A 23,192-nucleotide genomic window follows, 5' to 3' on the forward strand; every position below is an offset into this window, starting at 1 on the left:
CGTTAAACACTTCACACTTTGCTTTTTTTAGATTTAAAAAATCACTTTCAACACACGCGTTTTCTTGTAAACTGGTTTCTGCCATACCGCAAATGGGTTATCACATCTATAGTATTCACCCCAATTGTCATTCTTTAGGCACAGACGATTAATAATAAAAATAATACTAACGACTATGTAAAAGGCTACTTAAATGAAACTAAAAACCTACAAGCACCTGCTTGGCGCTACGCTTTGCGCTACAGTATTAACGGCATTTAATGCCAATGCTGGCGTTCCACCACTCACCGTGAGCGGCAACCAAATTCTTAGCGGCGGCGAAGCAAAAAGCTTTGCTGGTAATAGCTGGTTTTGGAGTAACACCGGATGGGCACAAGAAGATAAATATAACGCAGACCTCGTTCGCTGGCTAAAAGACGATTGGAATACCACGATCGTTCGCGCCGCTATGGGTGCCGATGAGGACGGCAGTTATGAAGAAGATCCCGATGGCAACCAAGCACGCGTTGAAACGCTAGTAGAAGCCGCCATCGACGAAGACCTGTATGTAATTATCGATTTTCACAGCCACCACGCCGAAGACAAGAAAGCACTGGCCATCGACTTTTTTGAAGAGATGGCAACCAAATACGGCTCCTACAACAACGTAGTCTATGAGATTTATAACGAACCCCTGCAGATCAGCTGGAGCGGTGTTATTAAACCCTACGCTGAAGACGTTATTGCAGCCATTCGTGCGATCGACCCCGACAACCTGATTATTGTGGGAACACCATCTTGGTCTCAGAATGTTGACGAAGCCTCGCGAGACCCCATCAGAGGCTATAGCAATATCGCTTATACCCTGCATTTTTACGCGGGTACCCATGGCCAGTGGCTGCGAAACAAAGCCGATACTGCGATGAATAACGGTATTGCCTTAATGGTAACCGAGTGGGGCGCGGTAAATGCCGATGGTGATGGAGCTGTTGCTACAGGCGAAGCTGATCAGTGGATGGCTTGGATGAAGCAGAACAACATCTCTCACCTTAATTGGGCCATGAGTGATAAAGAGGAAGGATCTTCAGTAATGAAGCCCGGCGCCAACCCCTTTGGTAATTGGAGCGATTCAGATCTAACCGCTTCTGGCCGGTATGTTAAAAATGTCGTAGAAAACTGGGGCACCACTATTAGCTCCTCTAGCAGCAGCTCAAGCTCTTCCTCCAGCTCCAGCAGCAGCTCCTCGTCCTCTTCCAGCAGCTCCTCGTCCTCTTCCAGCAGCTCCTCGTCCTCTTCCAGCAGCTCCAGCTCGTCTTCCAGCCAGAGCAGCTCTTCATCAAGTAGCTCCAGCAATGGCAACAGTAATTGTGATGGTGTAAATGTCTATCCAAACTGGACAGCCAAAGACTGGGCCGGCGGTGCATACAACCACGCCGAAGGTGGCGACAAAATGGTGTACCAAAATACCCTATTCCAAGCTAACTGGTATACCAATTCTGTGCCCGGTAGCGATGGTACATGGAGTAATTTAGGTGCTTGTGGTACTGCGTCTAGCTCCAGCTCTTCTTCAAGTAGCTCAAGCAGCAGCTCTTCTTCAAGCAGCAGCTCTAGCTCGTCCTCCAGCAGCTCTTCTTCAAGCAGCAGCTCTAGCTCGTCCTCCAGCAGCTCCTCTTCAAGCAGCAGCTCTAGCTCGTCCTCCAGCAGCTCCTCTTCAAGCAGCAGCTCTAGCTCATCCTCTAGCAGCTCGTCTTCCAGCAGCGGCGGTGTTACCTGTGATGCGGCTATTGTTAATAGCTGGAGTAGTGGCTATCAGTTGAATGTTGAAGTGAGCAACGCCGGCAACTCCAGCATCTCTGGTTGGACAGTTGAAGTTTGCTTCGACGAAGATCCACAATATTCTGGCGGCTGGAATGCGTCGATTTCTGAATCCGGTAACTGCATTATCGCCAGCAATATCAGCTGGAACGGTAACTTAGCACCGGGCCAAAGCACCAGCGTTGGATTGCAGGGCAATTCTGATGGCAGCATTGCAACACCTAGCTGCACTGTTCAGTAATTAGATTTTACTCAACAGCTGTAACAAAAAAACCGCGGCCATGGCTGCGGTTTTTTTTCTTTTATTTATGACCCATATTAAAAATATGTGCAACAAGAACGACCCGCTTCATTGAATCACTTCCGCGCGGGCAATGCTTTTGTTAGCTCAAATGCCCCCCATGCTCGCGAATACGCACTAATGTCCGAGGTGATTCTAGCCTCTTGTACTTAAGGGCAAAGTGGGGCTTATGCCCAGCTGGCCAACATTAATCCGGGCGACTGTGCGCAAATGAGGCACATTCACAACCCTAATACTCGAAAAACCTAAAACGCTCAAGCACAACATAGTCCTCCCTAGACGGGAACACGGTAGTTAGACCATTCCCAAACTATCCTGGATAGTAATGGCCAAGCACGAAAATAACAGGATGTAGTTATTGCGCGCAGCAGTGCCACCCTCAAAGAATCCACGAAATTTTGCACAGAAAAATGAGTGGCTAAAAGGAGGAATCCGGCAAGCAGGCGCCCACCGGAACAAAAAAGGCGCAGATTTAATTAGCGACAACATTGCCATTTGAATTTCCGTGGCAACTATTACAGGACCCGTTGGTCACTAAACCCGGCATAGTGCGAATACCGCCAGGGCCTTCCACTTCAACATCAACCCCCGTCACCGGCGTACCGGAACCATCGGATATACCATCCACGTTACTGGCTGTCCAAAAATTTCCGCTCGCATCCGTTTGCATTTGCGCTGAAAGCGTATTGGTATTGTGTATATACAAACGCACCTCTGCATTCGTTTGCGCAGCGCCACCACGACGGTACACCGTACCGGCTACCTTAAACTCTGTGCCGTCTCCACCCGAGGAATGACAACCGCTCGCCAGACAATCCATGCCAGCATTATGGCTGCCGGTTGTTTGTGCCGAAGATGAAGACGAGCTGGAGTTGTCGGACATAGCGCTCCCACCTCCACCGCCTCCGCCTCCGCAGGCGGCCAAAAACGACACAACACCCATCAAAACAATCGACTCTATCTTACGCATACACTTATCCCGGCTATTTGGCTGTTCTGTAAGATAGCTGAACGCCGCCGCCCCTCCACGCTAATCTGGCGCCTTTTACATTGATTTACACGAAAGCGTGCGAAGCATCACAAAAAAAGAGGCGCTGAGCGCCCCCAAGATCACATCATCTCTAAATCGAAGCAGCTGCCTAGTCGCTACTCGTCACTATAGTCAGCTGACTATCCAATCTGGTGCAATACGCTGTCTACCCGCTCACAATCCAGATACTTTTATTTGACTGTCATTGTTTCTTTAAACCCAGCAAAGCCGGGTAACATCGCTTTATTTGGGCAATACGAATACACGGCTGCATATTACTGTTCTGATGTAACATTTTGTAAATTTATATCGAAAGCAGCTTTTAAAATATGCCCGCCCAATCTTCGCCGACAAAACCGGAAGTGGCGATACAGCAGGAGAACGACCTGAACTGGAAGGTACAAAAGACATGGAATAGCCAGTACCACCGCACACCACTAGTCTAAGCAGGGGCTGACACTAAATACACTGCCAATAAATTTAGGCACGCCGCTATAAATTTCCGAAGGTGAAGGCTGATATTATTTACGTGCAACACATTTAAACGTCGAATGGGCAAACTGTCGTTACACTTTATATAATGACAGTTTGCCCGCAGGAGTTATCAAGCTGAAGTCATTCAGCCCGGGCTCCACTTTTCCGCTCCTTGCCTTGCTTACTTCGGCAACCTCAATACAACACAAAACTTAGCAGGTTAGGCCGGAACGACCTCCAGCGAGGCTTCGTCTTCAGGTACTTCATCCAGCTCGCCCTCTAAATCCCTAGCGATGAGCATGTAAATAGACGGAACCACAAACAGCGTGAAGAGCGTTCCTATTGCCATGCCGCCTACCAGCACTAAGCCAATGGAATTTCGCGCTTCGGCACCGGCACCGCTAACCAACACCAAAGGGAAGTGCCCGGCTACCGTCGCAGCGGTGGTCATAAGAATGGGGCGCAACCGCGTAGAAGCCGATTCACGCACCGCACGTAACTTGTTTACGCCCTGCTCCTGCAACTTATTCGCAAACTCCACCAGCAAAATACCATTTTTCGCCACTAGACCAATCAGCGTTACCAGGCCAACCTGAGAATAAATATTCAATGTGGTGGTCCAACCGTCGGTCCAATAGGACATCCCCGGCACCGGGAATTTAAGAAAGGTGAATATAGATGCGCCGAACATCGCCAGCGGTACGGAACCTGCGAGAATAACAAACGGGTCACGAAAGCTATTAAATTGTGCGGCCAACACCAAAAAGATAAGTACCAACGAAAGAATAAAAGCGGGGACAAATTTATTGCCTTCTCGCCGCAGCTGTCGACTTTCACCGGTATAGTCGATCATATAATTACTGGGTAATATTCTGGCTGCCTCGGCTTCCAAAAACCCCAACGCTTCGTCTAGCGGCACATTGGAAACACCACTGAGCTTAACGGCATTTAACTGCTGGAATCGATTAAGCGAACGCGGAACGGTATTTTGTTCTATTTCCGCAACGGTACTGAGCGGAATTAATTTACCCTCGGGCCCGGTTATAAATATATCCTGTAACTGTTCTGAATTTAAACGCTCACTGCGCTTCACTTGCGGTATCACCCGATAACTGCGGCCACCAATATTAAATCGATTCACATAACCGCCACCCAGCATTACGCCCACATCAGCACCGACCTGCTGCAAACTTAAACCAAGGTCGGCGACTTTATCACGGTCAATAACCAACTGGGCTTCCGGCACATCTACCTTGGTGTCAATTTGTGGCGGGAACGCAAACTTTCCGCTCGCCATGGCGGCCTGCTGCAATTGCTCGGCATATTCAAGAATATCCTCCACCTCGGCGGTGGAAGCAATAACAAATTCAACAGGAAAATTACCGCCGCCAGGTAAAGACGGAGGCGCCAGCGCAAACACATTAATACCGCCTATTTGCGACAGACTAGAACTGACTTCTGGCAATATTTCAAATACGGTTCTATCGCGTTCGTCCCAGTTATTCAACAACATGCCGCCAAAACCACCATCGGGGAAGGTGATTTGGAAAGTGAAATCCCCTTCCGGTGTGGCCAGAAGCTTTTCATTTACCTTTTTGGAATAGATCCGCGATTGGTCAATGGTAGAGCTGGAAGCCCCCTCACTCATAACAAAGATAAAACCCTGATCTTCCGTTGGCGCCAACTCTTTTGGTGACTGCATAAACATGACGAAGGCCAGTACGCTAAGCACAATCCAGAGCATGTACACCGCGCCCCGCGCTTTCAAGGTCACATCCAAAAAACGAATATAGCCTCGACGGATTTTTTCAAACGCTTGTGCTGCTACGTGAGCAAACCCCTGATCTTCCATACCTTCTTTTAGAAGCTTGGCCGACATCATGGGCGATAGCGTTAGCGCAACAATACCCGAGATAGTAACCGCGCCCGCCAGCGTAAACGCAAACTCCCGGAACAACGACCCCGTTAACCCTCCCTGCAAGCCAATAGGCAAATACACCGCAACCAGCGTAATGGTCATGGCAATTACCGGCCCCACCAGTTCCCGCGCGCCAAGTATGGCGGCCTGAGCCGGGGACTCGCCATTGGCAATATGGCGCTCGACGTTTTCAACAATGACAATGGCATCGTCGACGACCAAACCTACCGACAAGACAATGGCCAATAAGGTAAGTAGGTTTAAGCTAAAGCCGAACATCTGCATTAAAAAGATGCCGCCAATTAATGACACTGGAATGGCAACCACGGGAATAATCACCGAACGTACCGAGCCAAGGAACAAGAAAATAATGGCGATAACAATAAGCAATGTTTCGCCTAGTGTTTTCACCACTTCAGAAATGGCGGTTTGAATGTAATCGGTGGAGTCGTAACCGATGGTCGCTTCCAAGCCTTTTGGCATACCTTCGCGCAAAGATTCTAACTCGGTACGCACTAGCGCCATTACATCTAAGGTGTTGGCCTGGGGCATAGGGAATATACCCATAAAAGTGGCCGAGTCTCCAGAGTAATGCACTTCAGTATCGTAGCTTTCGGAACCGAGCACGACATCGGCAACATCACTTAAACGTACCAGCGCACCGTTTTCTGCCCTTAACACCAAGTCTTTAAATTCTTCTACGGTATTTAAATCGGTATTGGCCGACAGGTTTACCTGCATGTATGAACCCTTGGTACTACCCAAAGCAGCCAAGTAGTTGTTGGCCGAAAGCGCCTGACGAATTTGTACCGGCGTTACGCCATAAGCGGCCATGCGATCGGGCTTCAGCCAGATACGCATGGCATAGGTACGCGCACCTAATACGTCCGCACGCTGCACACCCTCCAAGGCCGAAAGCCGCGGCTGCACCACACGCACCAAATAGTCAGTGATTTGATTGGATTCCAAAATCTCCGAACTAAAACTTAAATAGGCGGCCGCAATGGCGCTATCGGCCGACTGCACGTTAATAACCGGCACTTCGGCTTCTGGTGGTAAATCACCGCGCACCTGATTCACTTTGGAGGTAATTTCCGAAAGCGCTTTAATCGGGTCGTAATTTAATTCGAGGTGAACATTTATAGTGGACATACCCTGCCCACTTTGCGAGTCGATGTAATCAATCCCATCGGCGCCGGATATGGCACGCTCCATAGGCGTGGTTATAAAACCACGCACCAATTCAGAGTTTGCGCCAATATAGGCCGTGTTCACAACAATAACGGCGTTATCGTTTCGTGGAAACTGACGTACAGTAAGAGAACTGATCGCCTGAATACCGGCAATAATAATAACCAGGTTAACAACCATGGCCAAAACCGGTCGGCGAACGAAAATATCAGTAAATGCAGATTTCATTTTTCAGCCTTTCAACATTGGAGGTTATCAACAAATAATCAGGAATCTTCTGGGGTCGGATTCAGGCTGAATTCGGGTTGGGTTTCATTGTTAATGTTCACCGGCGCATTATTCCGCAGTTTGAAAACACCGGTGCTTACTACTGTTTCTCCCTCTTCGACGCCCGCCTTGATCGTAACAAAATCGCCGCGGGTTTCACCGAGCCTTACAAATTTTTGTCGCACCACCTGAGAGGTTTCGCCACTCTCTTCATTTTTTTCTTCTTCCACAATAAAAACTGAATCGCCGTAGGTTGCATAGCTCACCGAGGTAACCGGCACCACCAGTACCGGCTCGGCCTGAGGTAAAACAATTTCAACCTTGGCATACATGCCAGGCAACAGCGAAAGGTCTTCGTTGGAGAGCGTTGCTTGAACTTTTACGCTGCGGGTAGCCGGGTCGATTTCAGGGTTAATGGTACTGATGTCGCCATCAAATACTCTACCCGGCACCGCATCACTGCTTAGACGTACTTTCAAGCCAGCGGCCAGTTTCGGCAAGTCTCGTTGAGGAAGTGAAAAGTTAACGTAGATTGGGTCTACCTCTTGAAGGGAGACAATAGCGCTGCCGGTACTCAAATCCGAGCCCACGTTCACAAGGCGAATACCAAGACGACCATCGAAAGGCGCTTTCACGGTTTTTTTATCGATGCTTGTACGAATATTATCGGCCTGAGCAACGGCTTCTTTATGGCGGGCCTCTGAAGCATCCAGTTCAGACCTGGAGGAAACTTTTTTCTTGAACAGCGCACTTACACGATCAAGATTAGCCTTAGCCAAAGCAACACTCGCTTCGGCAGCACGTAGCTGGGCCTTTTCCGAGGAAGTATCCTGATGGATGAGTACATCACCCGCTTTAACTTCTGTACCTGCCGTAAAAAGAATATCCGTAACCCGTCCAGGGTTATCCGCGGTAACCACCACCCCTTGCACGGCCTCCAAAGTACCCACGGTATTCAATACCTGCTCCCACTGTTGTTGCTCTACCTGGGTGGCAGAAATCACCGTTGGCGGCGGCACCATGGTCTCGCCCATCTTGATTAACGACATAATTTGGGAGCCTTTCACTCCTGCAACAACCAAGAGTACGCCAACTAAGCCAGCGATAGTGACCAGATATTTTTTCATTCAGATTATTTCCTTACATCAAGGAGAGGTATTAAGATTTTAAACGGGCGCCAGTATAGCCGCTTGAGAGGCGAGGGAATGTAAAAGCTGACGCCAACCTCACAATTAACGTATTTGTTTGGCAGAAGCTTGGTCGTTTTTTAGCATATACTCGGTCGTAGTTTTGTAAAAGCTCGGCCGTAGCGAAGACGCAATGCATTGGGGAGAGGCCTTACAATCTCAGTCCAATGTAATACCAGACAGCGTAGAACAAAGAGAAATGGGCCGCAGATCGCGGCCACAGATAAGATGGTTATTGCGCTAAATTGCGGTAATGGGTGTTGATTACATCAAGAGTACCGGTATCGCTGGCGAAAACAGAGTTCAAACCCTGCGGCTCCTGAGGTGGATCACCGACAAAGGTTTTGTCGCCGGGTCGCCATTTGGCATCATCATGCAGCGCCTCACCAAAACCACCCCAGGCCCAGAAGTTGGACCCCATAAACGGACCACCCGATTTTACGCTGCGATTAATTTGCTCAAACACAAACCGGTAAAAATCATTACGGTATTTGGTGCTGCTTTCTGGCGCGAAAGCACCCAGATCACGCTCCAAACCAAATTCTTCAAGCACAATTGGCATATTGAGTTGATTGGCTAGACCTTCGTGTTTTTCAATATAGGTTCTGGCTTTTTCGACAGCGCGGCCAAAAGTTTCTTCTGGCTTTTGGACATCAAACCATCCCCAATTTTTTGGCCACATATGGAAAGTGGCATAATCAATGCCATTGCCTGCATGCGCACCGAGATAGCACTCATCCATTTCCAAGCAACCCATAGTGCCCTCACTACCCACCGATACCAGCTGATTTGGGGCATGGGCTTTAATTAATTTGGCTGTGTCTTTAATCCAGCGGTAATAGGCTGGCAGGTTTTCCCGGCTCTGCTCGCCATCGCCCGGTCTCGGCTCATTAGCAAGCTGCCACGACATAATGGTGGGATCCTCTTTGTAGAGCTTTCCGGAGATGGTATTGCGCCGCTCCAGCAAATTAGAAACGTAGCGGTGATACATATCGACCGCTTCCCAATTACTGTAGAACTGTGAGGCAAACAGTGCGAAAGCTGGCCATGGCTGATCAGGATCGCCAAGGTTAATGTATTCGCCACCGTTTACCCAGCTTAGATAAGTCACCATACCGCCGGACCATTCCCAAAAATTACTCAGGAAAATAACCGCCTTCATATCGCGCTTGGCCATTTCAGCAAGCGTGAAATCCAAGCCTACGAAAATATCCTCCCGCTCAATTTTACCCTTGTGCATAATGGCAGGGCTGAGGGAGTTATCCAGCGGTGAACGCTCGGATGCGCCGAGAATGCGCAAATTAGTAATACCGGTTTTCTTGAGAAAATCTAGCTCGCGCTGTAATCGCAAACGATCACCAATATCCGCTGATTCGGAGCCGATGTAAGGCGCAAACCAGACATTGGTACCAACAAAACTGTAGGGCTTGCCCTCCAAGTAAAAACGATTACCCACCACGCTAACAAACGGGCTTTTTGTCATACTCGCTTCTATCGATTCGGTAACGGCAGTTTTCTCTTGCGTATCTTCAGCCGGCGAACAGCTAGCCAACAAATAGAAAACCGGTAACAAACAGGCACCCTTAAGTGCGTCGCTTAATCCTCTCAATTTCTCCCCCCCAAAGGCATCTGTAAGCTTATTTTTCAAATCAGGCTTGTGAACCCAACTTCGCCAGCATTTTACACACCTCCATCATGGCTCTGCCATTGTGATAAGGCGCCTTCCAAAAGCCAACTTTACAGTCACCCTTGTGCGGAAGGTCCAGCGTAGACAACCAGTGCCATTCACCGTTAATGTGATCTTTTTGGTGCTGCTTGATAAACGACCAAGATTCCTCGAACGCTTCGAAAAACACTTTATCGTCAGTCATGCAGTGAGCACTAAGAAAGCCGACAACAGCTTCCGCCTGCACCCACCAAACCCGCTCTTCAAGTAATGTGTCGGTTTCAAAATTGTAGGCATCTAACACTTCACCATTAGCGCCAACACCCTGCTTTAGAATGGTTTCGACCATAGCAATGACTATCGGCTTAAAGTGCTCAGCCAGCGGTTCATCCGCTAATGCCTCTACGGCTTCCCAGATTAGCCAGCTACCTTCAATATCGTGACCATAGGAAACCGACGTTGACACATCACCCCAATCCATCTGCTGAAACATACGCAAATGCCAGGTTTCTTTGTTCAGTATTTTTTCATCGAAGTAGGTAAGGCAACGCTTGATTGAGCGCGCAACTTTGTCCGAAGGTTTCGCCAGATGGAATGCGGTATAGGCCTCCAAAATATGTAAGTGGGTGTTCATAGATTTTGGAGAGTTCAAATCCTTGTCACTCAAACGCACATCTTCTAGCGACTGCCAAGCACCACCGAAAGCTTCCAAATAACCACCTTGCTGGTCGTCGTGCGCCCGGCTTTCTATCAATTCAAACAGAGCATCGGCTTCTGCAATGGCCTCTTCACTTCCTGTAAGCTTGTAGTAGGCGCTCAGCCCATAAATGGCGAATGCCTGGGCGTAAATCTGCTTGCGGTTTTCTGTGCAGTTACCTTGGGCATCTAACTCCCAATACACCCCGCCATTTTCACGGTCGATAAAATAGTCGCGGAAATATTCCCAGGCACGCACAGCGGCATCGCGGTATTCATCACGCCCAGAAAATAGCGCCGCTTCGCTAAAAAACCAAAGAATGCGGGAGTTCAGGATAACCCCTTTACTGGCATCAACAACCCTTTGGTTGTCTACCCCTATCTCACCAATAAAACCGCCGTTTTCGATATCAACTGCATTGGCCAACCACCAGTCGGCAATCTCGTGTAATTCCTTACGAAATTCTGAAATAAGGGTCTCGCTCATAGGTACCTCACAGGTCCAGTTTTTTTATTATTTCCAGATTGGCTGCTATCAATTTATTACGTGTTTCCACCGAAGCAGCAGAACGTAAACCATCTTCGGGGGTATTGACCGCATAATCAACCATTTGCTCCACTGTAGATGTTGCTACATGCATGCGTGTATCGGAAGAGGCATAGTAAATAAATACTTCATTTTTTTCATTTATTATCCATCCGTTAGTAAATACCACATTGGATACATCACCAACACGCTCTTCACCCCGAGGTGCAATAAAGTGTCCGCCAGGTCGATAGGTAACAAGCCAAGGTTTTTCCAGATCGGTCATAAAAACATAGAGCACATAGCGCAAACCAGCCGCGGTATTTCGCACACCGTGAGCCAAATGGAGCCAGCCCTTATCTGTTTTTATGGGCGCAGGCCCCTGGCCATTTTTAACTTCTTTAATGGTGTGGTAAGCCTTTTGGTCGACAATAACCTCTTCTTTAACTTCAGCGTTTTCCATAGAGTCAGTTAAACCCCAACCAATACCGCCGCCGCCGCCAACACTGATAAAACCATCCTGAGGGCGGGTATAGAGGGCGTATTTACCCTCAATAAATTCGGGATGCAGCACCACATTGCGCTGCTGGCCCGAGTAAGTAACAAGATCAGAAAGGCGCTCCCAATTTTCCAGGTCTTTGGTGCGTGCGATACCACACTGCGCTTCAGCGGCAGACATATCATTGGGTTGCGACTCGTCCTTGCGTTCGGTACAAAACAGACCATATATGTAACCGTCTTCGTGCTTGGTCAAGCGCATATCGTACACGTTCACATCCGGCCGCTCAGTTTCAGGCAAGGTGATGGGGTAATCGCGAAAACGAAAGTGATCAACACCATTTTTGCTCTCAGCAATAGCAAAAAATGATTTGCGATCGTAGCCCTCTACACGCACTGCAAGAATGTACTTACCTTCATGGTAGAGAGCACCAGAATTGAAAGCGGCATTTACGCCAATGCGCTCCAGTAACCTAGGGTTCGTGGCCTCATTCAGGTCGTAGCGCCAATACACCGGGGTATGCTCGGCAGTTAGCACGGGGTGCTGCCAGCGTTGGTAAACGCCATTACTTTCAGCAGGTTTATTTTCACGTGAAATCAGTGCTTGATGGGCTGATAATTTACGCTTAAGAAGGGACTTGAATTCACTCATTCAATCGCGACCTCAGTAATATTCATGAACCACAAAACCAACCAGCGGATTGCGGATGAAGCAGATGCGGGCCATGAGCTTTTTATTTTTTATTGTTCTTTCTCGCGGAAGCCTACAGCAGATTCCAGCCAAGCAATAGATAAAAGCGCCCATTAAACCCGGCAACGACATTCAAATAACGTCGCTTCAACAGGCTTTTGGTCAAAATCTACTCTAACGGCCAAAACTCCTCCAGCCACCATGCTCGAGGAGGCGCAAATGTAATCGGTTACACCGGTAAAATCAAGAATGAAAAACCCGTTTGGATCATGTGTGTTTTATACCAAGCCCATATGTAACGAGGCGTGTAAACTGTTACACTGACAAATCGCTACGAATGCAGCCGAAATCACTCGAAAGAATTAAAAAAAGCCGGTGTTTTGCAGCAAAGCTCGCAGCAGCATGTAATACCAACAATAATTTGGTTGTAACTGTTACAGCCATAAACAGACTTTTTTGCACGAAGGCGTATTCAATGTCGAACATCCGAGAAGTTGCCCGTATCGCTGGGGTTTCCGTCGCAACCGTATCGCGCACCCTTAGCCACCCAGACAAGGTCTCCGAGCCCAGCAAAAAGAAAGTTCACGAAGCTATCGAAAAAGTGAACTACCGGCCCAACATGCTCGCACGTAATTTTCGCTCCGCCCGATCCTACTCCATTGTTGTGCTCGTACCCGACATAACCAACCCCTTCTTTGCCCAAGTTATTCGCAGCATCGAAAAGCAGGCTCAGAAAAAAGGCTACTCGGTTCTACTGGGAGATACCCAAGACGATAACTCCCGCGAACAAGACTATATTCGTCTCGTTGAAACACGCCTGGCCGATGGTATTATTCAATTGCGGCCGCTATCAAAGTCGTTTACCAATCCGAGTAAATACCACTTCCCCTACCTGCATTTGTGCTCCACGGAATCGACCCCGGGGCCCAACATTCGAGTCGATAATTCGGCTGCCTTCGAGCACATCATTGATTACCTAATATCCCTAAGACATAAGCGTATTGGCCTGATTACCGGGCTGGCCAACAACCCTCACACCGTAGACCGCCTAAAGGGATACAAACGAGCGCTAGAAAAAGCCGGCATCGAATTTGATGGGGCATTAATAGCGGAGGGGGAATACGTCATCTGGTCTGGGGTGAATGCTGCAAACGAACTGTGCAAGCAGAGCAACCGACCTACAGCAATTGCCTGCATGAACGACGAAATGGCTATTGGTGCAATTCAGGCTGTTCGCACCCAAGGCTTGAGGGTGCCTGAAGATATCTCGATTACCGGCTTTGATGACATTAGTTATGCGCGCTATTGTGACCCGCCGCTAACAACCATCTCACAGCCAGCAGAAGATATGGGTACCATCGCCGTGGATATGCTGCTACGCATGATAAACGGCGAAGTTTTACGTGATACTCAGCAAGTGCTGCCCTACGATTTCGTTGTACGGAAAAGTACAGGCCCCGTTGGCGACTAAGCTCGTGCTAACTAAGCGCAATGGGCCTCGGCCACCATAACTGCCGCTAGCAAGTGGTAAAGAATGCTGGCCTGGGCGGTATCACCAATAACCAGACTGTGCTCGTCTAATTGGTCGACGTACAAACCCAAATGCTCCCGGCTAATATAAGCCTCTTCTAGACGGTTTAACGCCTCCAGCGCAATGTCTTCTGCCCCGACGTAGCCAGCCTGTGCCTGTACCAGCGAGGCTTTGACTAATTCAGTCATCGGCCAGCTGCGCTTAGTGCCTTTAATCACCTCACCGGTAGGGCTAACGCCATCCATCAGTAGGCCATCATCGGCAAAACCATCGGTAAGGGCTTTTTCATACAGTGTGTCGGCGTAAACCGAAGTATTGTGACCACTGACACGCTCGTACCAACGCAACAACCACACCCACTCCATCAAATGACCGGGCTCAATTATGTCGGCGTCCGGGTGCTCCAGCAGTGTCCAGCTGTGATCGAAAAACTCTCGCAGCACACCAAATTTTGCATCAAAAAACCGAGTTTCAAACAAGCCAAAAATTTCCCCTGCCCGCGCCAACCATTTTCCATTTCCGGTAGCATTATGCAAAGACAGAAGCGCTTCAAACATATGCATATGAGGGTTCTGTCGACGCCGATCAGTATCGTAATCACCTTCCAGCCAGCCACCGCCAACCTGACCAAACTCGCGATCTAAAAAGGCAATAATCTGCTCCGCTAATGCCAACGCCGCCTCATCTTTAAACGCCTTGTAGCGCGCGGCACAGGAAAGTAGAAAAAAAGCGTGGTCATACAAATCGCGTTTGCTGTCTGCAATCGTATAATCCGCAGCCAGAATATGCACAAAACCCTCGCCACTGGGGTGTTGTCCATAACGCATTGAAAAACCGGCAATGCCATCCACTATCCGCTTCGCTTCAACGCTATCCATCCACCCCAGCGCGCTAGCCATAGAGAAGGTATACATCTGCCGAGCCTGAACACGCATGCGCATACGCGCCGAGCTGTCCACGGCACCGCTGAAGAGAAACTGTTCATAAGCCGCCGCATTTTCGGGGTTAATTCCTTCAGCTCCCCAGCGAGGCAGTGAATGCTGCTTCATCCAATTCACCCAACCAGCTGTTTTTTCCTTCAATTGAGTACTTGGCATCGCGAGTCTCCGAGAAAACGATTACAAACGGCGGGCATAGTGGGCGATTTAACGCTATTTCTCAACATTTGTGGTACAACTACTAACGCATAGGCTTATGATTAGCTAAAATCGAGGGAAGCTAAAAACAAGTATCCTCGTTAATCGAAACTAAAAAGAACACCGGCCATTTGGAGAACCGCCCATGAAAAAGATTGCCCTCGTTGCTGCCTGCCTGTTTTCACTACCCACCTTTGCCGATAACCTAAAAGGCTATTACGCAGGTGCAGCCTTTGATTTTATAGACGGCAATGCCACCGATGCCTCCAACAACAATGTCGACTTTCGCGGAATTGAATTTCACGGCGGCTACAAATACAACAGCTGGCTAGGGGCAGAAGCACGTGTCGGCTTTGGTATGTCTGGCGAAACGTTCTCCATGCAATCTGGCAACGCGCTAGTGGATGTCGATGTCGATATCGACCACTTCGAAAGTATTTATTACCGTGCGGAAGCCGCTAATACCACCGCAAAACTCTATGGCTTACTCGGCTATAGCAACGTGCAAACGACCTCAGGCGACGAAAGCACTTCCGCTTCAGGCCCCTCATACGGTTTTGGCGTTGGTTTTGTAATACACGAAAGCGCCAACCTGAATTTTGAATACCGCCAGCTACTGAACTCATCGGATAACGAGTTCACCAGCCTCAGCATTGGTTTCGACTACCGTTTCTAAGTGCTCGAACATACGGCAGCTTGCGGGCCAGTTCCGCAAACTGCCCGCCACCTATCTCCCACCTCCTACCTTGGCCAACCAAACATGTTGGTGTCATTTTCAGTTACCGGGCTAACCTTTTCCTGCTTATCCTCCCAAGCTTCGAACTTACCAATAAGTCCACTGCTGGATTTAACAAAACAGTTCACGTAATGCTGCGTCAAGCCACCCGCTTTGGCCGCGGGGGTTTCAACTCTGATAAAAATTTTGTAGAGAAATTCACGCTCGTCGAACCGAGAGGAGTGGTTATCCAATTCCAACGTGCGCAAGCGGCGGCCAAACTGGCTTTCAGTGCGCTCACGACAGGTAATGACCGCATCGGTGAAGGTAATATTCTGGTAGCCTTTATTCGACGAGTCGAATAGTAACCCCTCCAGAAAACGCCCCGAAAACAGCAAAGTCATCACCACCGAAAGCAAAATAATGGCAGCCGCAACGGTTAGCACCACAATATTCTGTTTGCGCGCGGAACTTTCTGCCATAGGGCACCTTCGACTAAAGCCTATTTAAAAAGGTTTTTGAGACGGACGATACACCGCTAGGTCACGAATACCCTCATCATAGAGGTGTGCAGCGTGCAAATTACTCATCACCCCCTTCTCACAGTAAAGCAGATAGCGCGAACCCGCGTCGAGTTCGGCATAGCGAGCACTAAGATTATAGAACGGAATTACAATCACTTGATCCGGCTCGAGCTTGAGTGGCTTCATTTCAATTTCCGCCGGGTGACGAATATCAATAACCTTATCGCCAGCCTGCAGCACCTCTACTTCCTCAGCTTGGTATTCGGTCTGCTGTAAATCTTCCATCACCGCATCAATAGGCTGCACCCGCGTTTGCTCTATGGCCTGCTCGAAAATGGACATATCAAATTCCGCTTCCTGAGCTACCACCCGCTCACGCTTAACTTTCGAAGACGGCTTTACCGAAATCACGCCGCAGTATTCAGGGATATTGGCCGAAAACTCTTCCGCGCCAATTTCCCGAGACAAGCGAATGATTTCAGGCTTGTCCATTACAATTAACGGTCTCAGTACTAGGCGATCCGTAACCTCATCGATCACCGCGAGGTTGGGAATAGTCTGACTGGATACCTGTGAAATAGCCTCACCCGTTACCATAGCCGGGTGCTTACCGCGCTCAGCTATCCTATCGGCGGCGCGCAACATCATCCGCTTGAGCACCACCCCCATATTCGCCGGATCTATTTTTTCCAGAATCTCTGCAACCACACCTTCAAACGGCACCGTAATAAAGCGAACACGGTGACTGGAGGCATAACGATTCCACAAATAGAATGCAATTTCCTTCACCCCCAGCTCATGCTGCTTTCCCCCTAGGTTGAAAAAACAATAATGGGTACGCAATCCACGGCGTATCATCATGTAGCTAGCCACCGTTGAATCGAAACCACCGGAAACCAACGAAAGCACATGCTCCTGCGTTCCCAGCGGAAAACCACCAAGACCACTGTATTTGGCCACAACCATAAAACAGCAGTCATCTTTGATCTCCAGCCTTATGGTGACATCTGGATCTTTGAGCTTCACCCTCAACGCTTCGGTGTTTTGATTCAAGCCACCACCCACGTAGCGCTCAACTTCGGTGGAGGTAAATTCATGGGTGCCGTTGCGTTTTGCCCGTACACAAAAGGTTTTCCCTGTCAGTTGTTCACGCCAAATCGGCAGCGCCGCTTCGTAGATATCATGCAGTGACTCAAAGGGGTGCGCACGTACCAGAGAAAAATTTGCTATACCGGGAATACGGCCGAGCAAGTCGATAAACTGGCCTTCGTACTCTTTAGAGTCATCGGGTACACGAACCTCAATTCGATCCCAGTCTTGTATGACTTTCGTACCTTCATGAACACGCCGTGCCAGCAGGCGAATATTCTCAGTGAGCTGGCGAGTCCAGCGCTTGCGAACAGGGTTACTCTTAATCGTTATTTCGGGGAACAGACGAACACTAAAGATCATGGAACACTTGACCTAATATCTACACAAAAAGGAAGGTGTGAGTATAATGAGCCGCTACTTCACCGCAAGCCCCACATACTTGGAGCGTTTTTGGTGCAGTACCGCAACAACGCACCATATCAGTGCGCCATTCTGCAACAATTTTGCTCACGCTCGCGCTAAGCCATTGTTTTTACAGCTCTTGGCTAACGCGGGTATTATGGCACATTAATTGCGATTCTAGAGCCACTTAGCCCAGCGCCCAAAATGGACAGCGGCTGGCGCCGGTATCGTGCGGGGGGCGTTCGGGGTAAACATCTTTTTTTACACCCTTTTTTTCAATAACAACTAGTGGCTAGGGCCATGACTGTGGAGGAATCTCAATGTCAGAGCAAACTCTGAATCTGATCAAAGAAAATGAAGTTCGCTGGGTAGACCTGCGTTTTACCGATACCAAGGGTAAAGAGCAGCACGTTACCATCCCGTCTTCCTACGTGGACGAAGACTTTTTTACCACCGGCCAAATGTTTGATGGCTCTTCCATCTCGGGCTGGAAAGGTATTAACGAATCAGACATGATTCTAATGCCGGACGACACCACATCTCTGCTAGACCCGTTCACCGACGAACCAACCGTAATATTGCGTTGTGACATCGTTGAGCCTTCTACCGGCCAAGGCTACGAGCGCGATCCTCGCTCTGTTGCCAAGCGCGCAGAAGAGTACTTGAAATCTACTGGCCTTGGCGACACAGCCTTCTTCGGTCCAGAACCAGAATTCTTCGTCTTTGACGACATTAAGTGGGGCCAGGACATGAGTGGTAGCTTCGTGAAGATTTCTTCCGAAGAAGCCGCATGGTCTACCGGCAACGATTTCAGCGAAGGTAACATGGGCCACCGTCCACGTGTTAAAGGCGGCTACTTCCCTGTTCCCCCAGTCGACTCCCTTCACGACATCCGTGCAGCTATGTGTAACGCCATGATGCAGATGGGACTGGACGTAGAAGTGCACCACCACGAAGTGGCAACGGCTGGACAGAACGAAATTGGTGTTAGATTCAACACCTTGGTTAAGAAAGCTGACGAAACTCAGATTCTGAAGTACTGCGTACACAACGTGGCGCACGCTTACGGCAAAACCGCTACCTTTATGCCAAAACCCGTTGTTGGTGACAATGGCTCTGGTATGCACTGCCACCAGTCTTTCTGGAAAGATGGCGTAAACCAGTTTGCCGGTGACGGCTATGCTGGCCTGTCTGAAACCGCCCTGTTTTACATTGGCGGTATCATCAAGCACGCTAAATCGCTTAACGCCTTCACCAACCCAGGCACCAACTCCTACAAGCGCCTGATCCCTGGCTTCGAAGCACCGGTTATGCTGGCTTACTCTGCCCGTAACCGCTCTGCATCTATCCGCATTCCCTACGTTGCTTCACCAAAAGGTAAACGTATTGAAGCGCGCTTCCCAGACCCCATTGCCAACCCATACCTGGCCTTCGCTGCCATGTTGATGGCTGGCCTAGATGGTGTTAAGAACAAGATCCACCCTGGCGATGCTGCAGACAAAGACCTGTACGACCTGCCAAAAGAAGAAGCAGATGCTATCCCACAAGTTTGTGGCAGCCTCCGTGAAGCACTGTCCAACCTGGACGAAGACCGTGAGTATCTGACTGCCGGTGGCGTATTCACCGACGACATGATCGACGCTTACATCGAACTGAAAATGGACGATGTACACCGCGTTGAGCACACCACTCACCCGGTTGAGTTCGACCTGTACTACTCTGTATAAGCAAAGCGCTTAAGCAGACAGACAAAAACCCGGCCTAGTGCCGGGTTTTTTTATTCCCACCCTATCGGTTTTATCCCTCGCCAATTCGCGCTAAAGTACATTAACGGTATTTCATAACGACGAAAACTATCTATGAACACGCGAACCCAAATTTGGCTCTCTATCATCCTCCTTGCCTGCTTCGCCTCTAACGCTGCGGCCGAGATATACAAACACGTCGATGAATACGGCAACGTTACCTATACGGATGACCCCCCCACCGCCGACGCAAAAACACTGAAGCTCAAACCCATTAACACCACGCCCGCGGTGGAACTCAAACCAACACTAAAACTTAAACCAGAAGAGGAAGAAAAAGCCCAACCTCAGCCGCTGGCTTTACGGTTTGTCAGCCCGGCAAATAATTACCAAGCAGGCCCAAGCGAACAAACACTCACGGTAATTTTACTAACCAATCATAAATTGCAAGACAGCCAGTTTATTCAACTGCTGATTGATGGCACCCCATTCGGTGAACCCGGCAAATCAAATAATTTCAACATTCCTCTGCAGCGAAGCCTTCAGGGCAAGCGTGTTCTTAGCGCCAACGTCATCGATGCAGCCGGTAACGTTATAACGACCTCGGCAGAAACCCGTACTATTTACGTCATTCGCCCCCCTGTTCGCAAGTAGCGCCACCCTCACCCGCTAAATCTACACCACCGAAACGCCCCAGATTGAGGCATAATAACCCCTGATTATTCAGGCACCGCTCATAGTTGGGGCATTTCAATCTATCATGGCCCACAGAGCCACCCATACTGGTGCTTCGCCTGCCTCATCACAAGACAACCGGCCTCGCGTGATAAACACTCAACCTGGCGCCAAAACGATCCAAACCCCCACAAAAAGGGCCAATTGCCATTGCGATTGATGCAGACTACCCCCTCAGCTCAACGCCTGCTCACAGCAAACACTGCGGCTTAATGCCCACAGTAAAGCTGGTTTGTTTATTGCATTAAGGCATTAAAACACCCGCTCTTAACTCGGGTATTTGGAAACCAAACGTGACACAAACTCCCTACAGCCAGATTCTCGACAGCCTAATGACAGCCGTTATTGTGCTGAATGACGACCTGTCGATTCAGCACATGAATATCTCAGCGGAAATGACCCTGGGCGTCAGTGGCAGTAAGGTTATCGGAAAACCCATCGAGGTATTGTTTTCGCCCCACGATGGCACGCCGCAATCACTGGCTGACGCACTGCGCGAAAACACCAATTTTACTAAGCGCAAAGCAACCTGGAAGCTGCACCATCAGAAAAGCCTGACCGTGGACTACTCTGTAACGCCTAACGCCGAATCTGGTAACGTAGTTATTGAGGTGCAGCCACTGGACAGGTTACTGCGCATCAGCCGAGAAGAGGCGATGATTTCTTCGCAGGAAACATCACGCAACCTTGTACGCAGCATGGCGCACGAAATAAAGAACCCGCTGGGCGGAATTCGTGGCGCAGCGCAATTACTTTCACGCGAACTGAATAATGAAGACCTAGAAGAATACACGCGCATCATCATCGACGAGACCGATCGCCTGCGCGACCTTGTCGATAGAATGCTGGGCCCGCACAAGGTCAGCCAGCGCGAAGAGATGAATATTCACGAAACGCTAGAGCACGTGATGTCGGTGTTGCGAGCGGAAACCAACGGTTCAATAAAGCTGGCTCGCGACTACGACCCAAGCATTCCCGACATTGAAGCCGACAAAGCGCAATTAATTCAGGCCACGCTAAACATCGCGCGCAACGCAATGCAGGCACTTACAGAAAACAAAGATGAACATAAACCACCACCCGCTATTACATTCACCACACGTATACAGCGACGTTACACCATCGGCCGTAAATATCACCCGCTGGTAGTAAAAGCTTCAATCACCGACAACGGCCCCGGTATTGCGCCGGATCTGATCGAAGATATTTTCTTCCCAATGATCACAGGCCGCGCTGAAGGTACCGGGCTTGGCCTAGCCATCGCACAAAATTTGATAAGCCAGCACAACGGCCTTATTGAGTGCGACAGCGTGAAAGGTCGAACAGAATTCATCCTTTATTTACCACTGGAAAACCAACATGCATAAGCCAAATTTGGTTTGGATAATCGACGATGACAAATCCATTCGCTGGGTACTAGAAAAGGCCCTGCAGCAGTCTGGTATCTCCACCGAAAGCTTTGAAAGCGGAGACAAAGCGCTGACGCAAATTCAGCACTCGCGTCCAGACGCTATTATCAGCGATGTGCGTATGCCCGGCACCGACGGCTTAGCTCTGCTCGCAAACCTGAATAAAGCACACCCCAGCTTACCCATTATTATCATGACGGCTCATTCAGATTTGGAAAGCGCGGTGTCGGCCTACCAGGGTGGCGCTTTCGAATACCTGCCCAAACCTTTCGATGTGGACGAAGCCGTTGCCGTCACCCAGCGCGCACTAGCCCACGCCAGCGAACAACAGGAAGATATTGCCGCACCCGAACCGATTATGGACACCGAAATTATTGGTGAAGCGCCGGCCATGCAAGAGGTTTTCCGAGCCATCGGCCGCTTGTCACAATCGAATATTACCGTGCTTATTAACGGTGAGTCGGGTACCGGTAAAGAGCTGGTTGCACGCGCCCTACATCGCCACAGCCCGCGTAAAGACGGCCCTTTTATCGCGCTAAATATGGCCGCCATCCCCCGAGATTTAATTGAATCTGAACTATTCGGGCACGAGAAAGGCGCCTTTACCGGCGCCGGCGCACAACGCCAAGGGCGCTTTCAGCAGGCCGACGGTGGAACACTATTCCTTGATGAAATTGGTGATATGCCAGCCGAAACCCAAACTCGCCTACTGCGTGTACTGGCCGACGGCGAGTTTTATCGCGTTGGTGGCCACACCGCTATTAAAGTAGATGTACGCATCATTGCGGCTACTCATCAAAATCTGGAAAGCCTAGTAGAAGAAAATCGTTTTCGCGAAGACTTGTTCCACCGGTTAAACGTTATTCGTATTCACCTGCCCAAAATCGCCAACCGGCGTGAAGATATTCCCAAGCTGGCGCAACATTTTTTACATCGCGCCGCCAAGGAGCTAGACGTAGAAACCAAAATCCTCACGCCTGAAACTGAAGCCTACCTCGCTAATTTAAGCTGGCCCGGCAACGTTCGCCAACTGGAAAACACCTGCCGCTGGATTACCGTGATGGCCTCCGGTCGTGAAGTGCATGTCCAGGATTTACCGCCAGAGCTGATGGAAGTTAAACGTGCCGAAACCCCCAGCGGTGACTGGGATAAAGCCCTGCGGCACTGGGCAGATCAGGCCTTGGCTTGCGGTCAAAAAGAAATCCTCTCTGAAGCGGTGCCCACATTCGAACGCGCGCTCATTGAAACCGCCCTAAAACACACCGCCGGGCGCAAGCGCGATGCCGCCAACCTGCTGGGCTGGGGCCGTAATACCTTAACGCGAAAACTGAAAGAATTAGGCATGACGGCTACGGAAGACTAAAGAGGCAACACCACTCACGGTCTCGACGCATATGAATGCACCAATGTAGCGCGGGGAAAAATACAATGTGCTGCGCGGAAAAGTGCACCCTTACTTCGGCTCCGGCATGGCCGAGATTTGAGCCTTAGTTGAGTTCATTCAAATTAAGCGCTGACCGTGCATAGCGTTAGCGCAAGTAGCTAAAATTATTCCAGAAAGTGGTGCTGGCTGCTGTGCATCCATGCACCCGCCGGATACAACCGCCATGGATGGCGGAAGTGCAGAAAATGCATCGCTACACGGACGTAGTAAATTAGAGCAA

Annotated in this window: 16 protein-coding genes; 7 read left to right on the top strand and 9 right to left on the bottom strand. The window is 49.5% G+C overall.

Annotated elements, in window-relative coordinates; translation table 11 throughout:
- The first annotated feature begins 193 nt into the window (after positions 1-193).
- Complete coding sequence (locus H5336_RS08200; RefSeq protein WP_185233188.1) at positions 194-2,035, top strand: cellulase family glycosylhydrolase; 1,842 nt, start codon at positions 194-196, stop codon at positions 2,033-2,035.
- 532 nt (positions 2,036-2,567) lie between these two features.
- Here the strand turns inward: H5336_RS08200 and H5336_RS08205 are convergent.
- The 6 genes from H5336_RS08205 to H5336_RS08230 all read right to left on the bottom strand — a co-directional run bounded on the left by H5336_RS08205 (position 2,568) and on the right by H5336_RS08230 (position 12,200).
- On the bottom strand, positions 2,568-3,065 hold the full coding sequence (locus tag H5336_RS08205) for a hypothetical protein (RefSeq protein WP_185233189.1): 498 nt from the start codon (positions 3,063-3,065) through the stop codon (positions 2,568-2,570).
- Positions 3,066-3,819: 754 nt separating this feature from the next.
- A complete protein-coding gene (locus tag H5336_RS08210; RefSeq protein WP_185233191.1) occupies positions 3,820-6,936 on the bottom strand; it encodes an efflux RND transporter permease subunit in 3,117 nt (1,038 codons plus the stop codon).
- A gap of 38 nt (positions 6,937-6,974) precedes the next feature.
- Complete coding sequence (locus H5336_RS08215; protein ID WP_185233192.1) at positions 6,975-8,102, bottom strand: efflux RND transporter periplasmic adaptor subunit; 1,128 nt, start codon at positions 8,100-8,102, stop codon at positions 6,975-6,977.
- A 292-nt stretch (positions 8,103-8,394) separates the two neighbouring features.
- Positions 8,395-9,771, bottom strand: a complete 1,377-nt coding sequence (locus tag H5336_RS08220) for a glycoside hydrolase 5 family protein (protein ID WP_246439058.1) — start codon at positions 9,769-9,771, stop codon at positions 8,395-8,397.
- A gap of 40 nt (positions 9,772-9,811) precedes the next feature.
- Positions 9,812-11,011: an AGE family epimerase/isomerase gene (locus H5336_RS08225; protein ID WP_185233194.1), complete on the bottom strand. Its 1,200-nt coding sequence runs from the start codon at positions 11,009-11,011 to the stop codon at positions 9,812-9,814.
- 7 nt (positions 11,012-11,018) lie between these two features.
- Entirely contained in the window at positions 11,019-12,200 is a 1,182-nt protein-coding gene (locus H5336_RS08230; protein ID WP_185233195.1) for a glycoside hydrolase family 130 protein, read from the bottom strand.
- A 514-nt stretch (positions 12,201-12,714) separates the two neighbouring features.
- On the opposite strand from H5336_RS08230, the gene H5336_RS08235 reads away from it, so the two are divergent.
- Entirely contained in the window at positions 12,715-13,710 is a 996-nt protein-coding gene (locus tag H5336_RS08235; RefSeq protein WP_185233197.1) for a LacI family DNA-binding transcriptional regulator, read from the top strand.
- 11 nt (positions 13,711-13,721) lie between these two features.
- Here H5336_RS08235 and H5336_RS08240 read toward each other — a convergent pair whose 3' ends face one another.
- The gene (locus H5336_RS08240) at positions 13,722-14,867 is read right to left on the bottom strand and encodes an AGE family epimerase/isomerase (protein ID WP_185233198.1); all 1,146 of its coding nucleotides are present in this window, start codon (positions 14,865-14,867) and stop codon (positions 13,722-13,724) included.
- Between the two features lie 184 nt (positions 14,868-15,051).
- Here H5336_RS08240 and H5336_RS08245 point away from each other — a divergent pair, with 184 nt between their 5' ends.
- Positions 15,052-15,582, top strand: a complete 531-nt coding sequence (locus tag H5336_RS08245; RefSeq protein ID WP_185233199.1) for a porin family protein — start codon at positions 15,052-15,054, stop codon at positions 15,580-15,582.
- Positions 15,583-15,647: 65 nt separating this feature from the next.
- On the opposite strand, the gene H5336_RS08250 is transcribed toward H5336_RS08245, so the two are convergent.
- Together H5336_RS08250 and thiI are read right to left on the bottom strand one after the other, a co-directional pair.
- Positions 15,648-16,103, bottom strand: coding sequence for a hypothetical protein (locus H5336_RS08250; protein WP_185233201.1), 456 nt, complete (start codon positions 16,101-16,103; stop codon positions 15,648-15,650).
- A 24-nt stretch (positions 16,104-16,127) separates the two neighbouring features.
- Positions 16,128-17,597, bottom strand: coding sequence for a tRNA uracil 4-sulfurtransferase ThiI (thiI, locus tag H5336_RS08255; protein ID WP_185233203.1), 1,470 nt, complete (start codon positions 17,595-17,597; stop codon positions 16,128-16,130).
- Between the two features lie 362 nt (positions 17,598-17,959).
- Between thiI and glnA the strand changes: the two genes are divergently transcribed.
- From glnA to glnG, 4 genes are all read left to right on the top strand, one after another.
- Complete coding sequence (gene glnA / locus H5336_RS08260) at positions 17,960-19,366, top strand: glutamate--ammonia ligase (protein ID WP_185233206.1); 1,407 nt, start codon at positions 17,960-17,962, stop codon at positions 19,364-19,366.
- 132 nt (positions 19,367-19,498) lie between these two features.
- Positions 19,499-20,038, top strand: a complete 540-nt coding sequence (locus H5336_RS08265) for a DUF4124 domain-containing protein (RefSeq protein ID WP_185233208.1) — start codon at positions 19,499-19,501, stop codon at positions 20,036-20,038.
- A 374-nt stretch (positions 20,039-20,412) separates the two neighbouring features.
- Complete coding sequence (glnL, locus tag H5336_RS08270) at positions 20,413-21,486, top strand: nitrogen regulation protein NR(II) (RefSeq protein ID WP_313556631.1); 1,074 nt, start codon at positions 20,413-20,415, stop codon at positions 21,484-21,486.
- Positions 21,479-22,891, top strand: coding sequence for a nitrogen regulation protein NR(I) (gene glnG / locus H5336_RS08275; RefSeq protein WP_185233209.1), 1,413 nt, complete (start codon positions 21,479-21,481; stop codon positions 22,889-22,891). The genes glnL and glnG overlap by 8 nt, the downstream gene beginning before the upstream one ends.
- Positions 22,892-23,192: the final 301 nt, after the last annotated feature.

It is taken from the genome of Teredinibacter franksiae, assembly GCF_014218805.1.
In the GTDB taxonomy this organism is placed as follows: domain Bacteria; phylum Pseudomonadota; class Gammaproteobacteria; order Pseudomonadales; family Cellvibrionaceae; genus Teredinibacter; species Teredinibacter franksiae.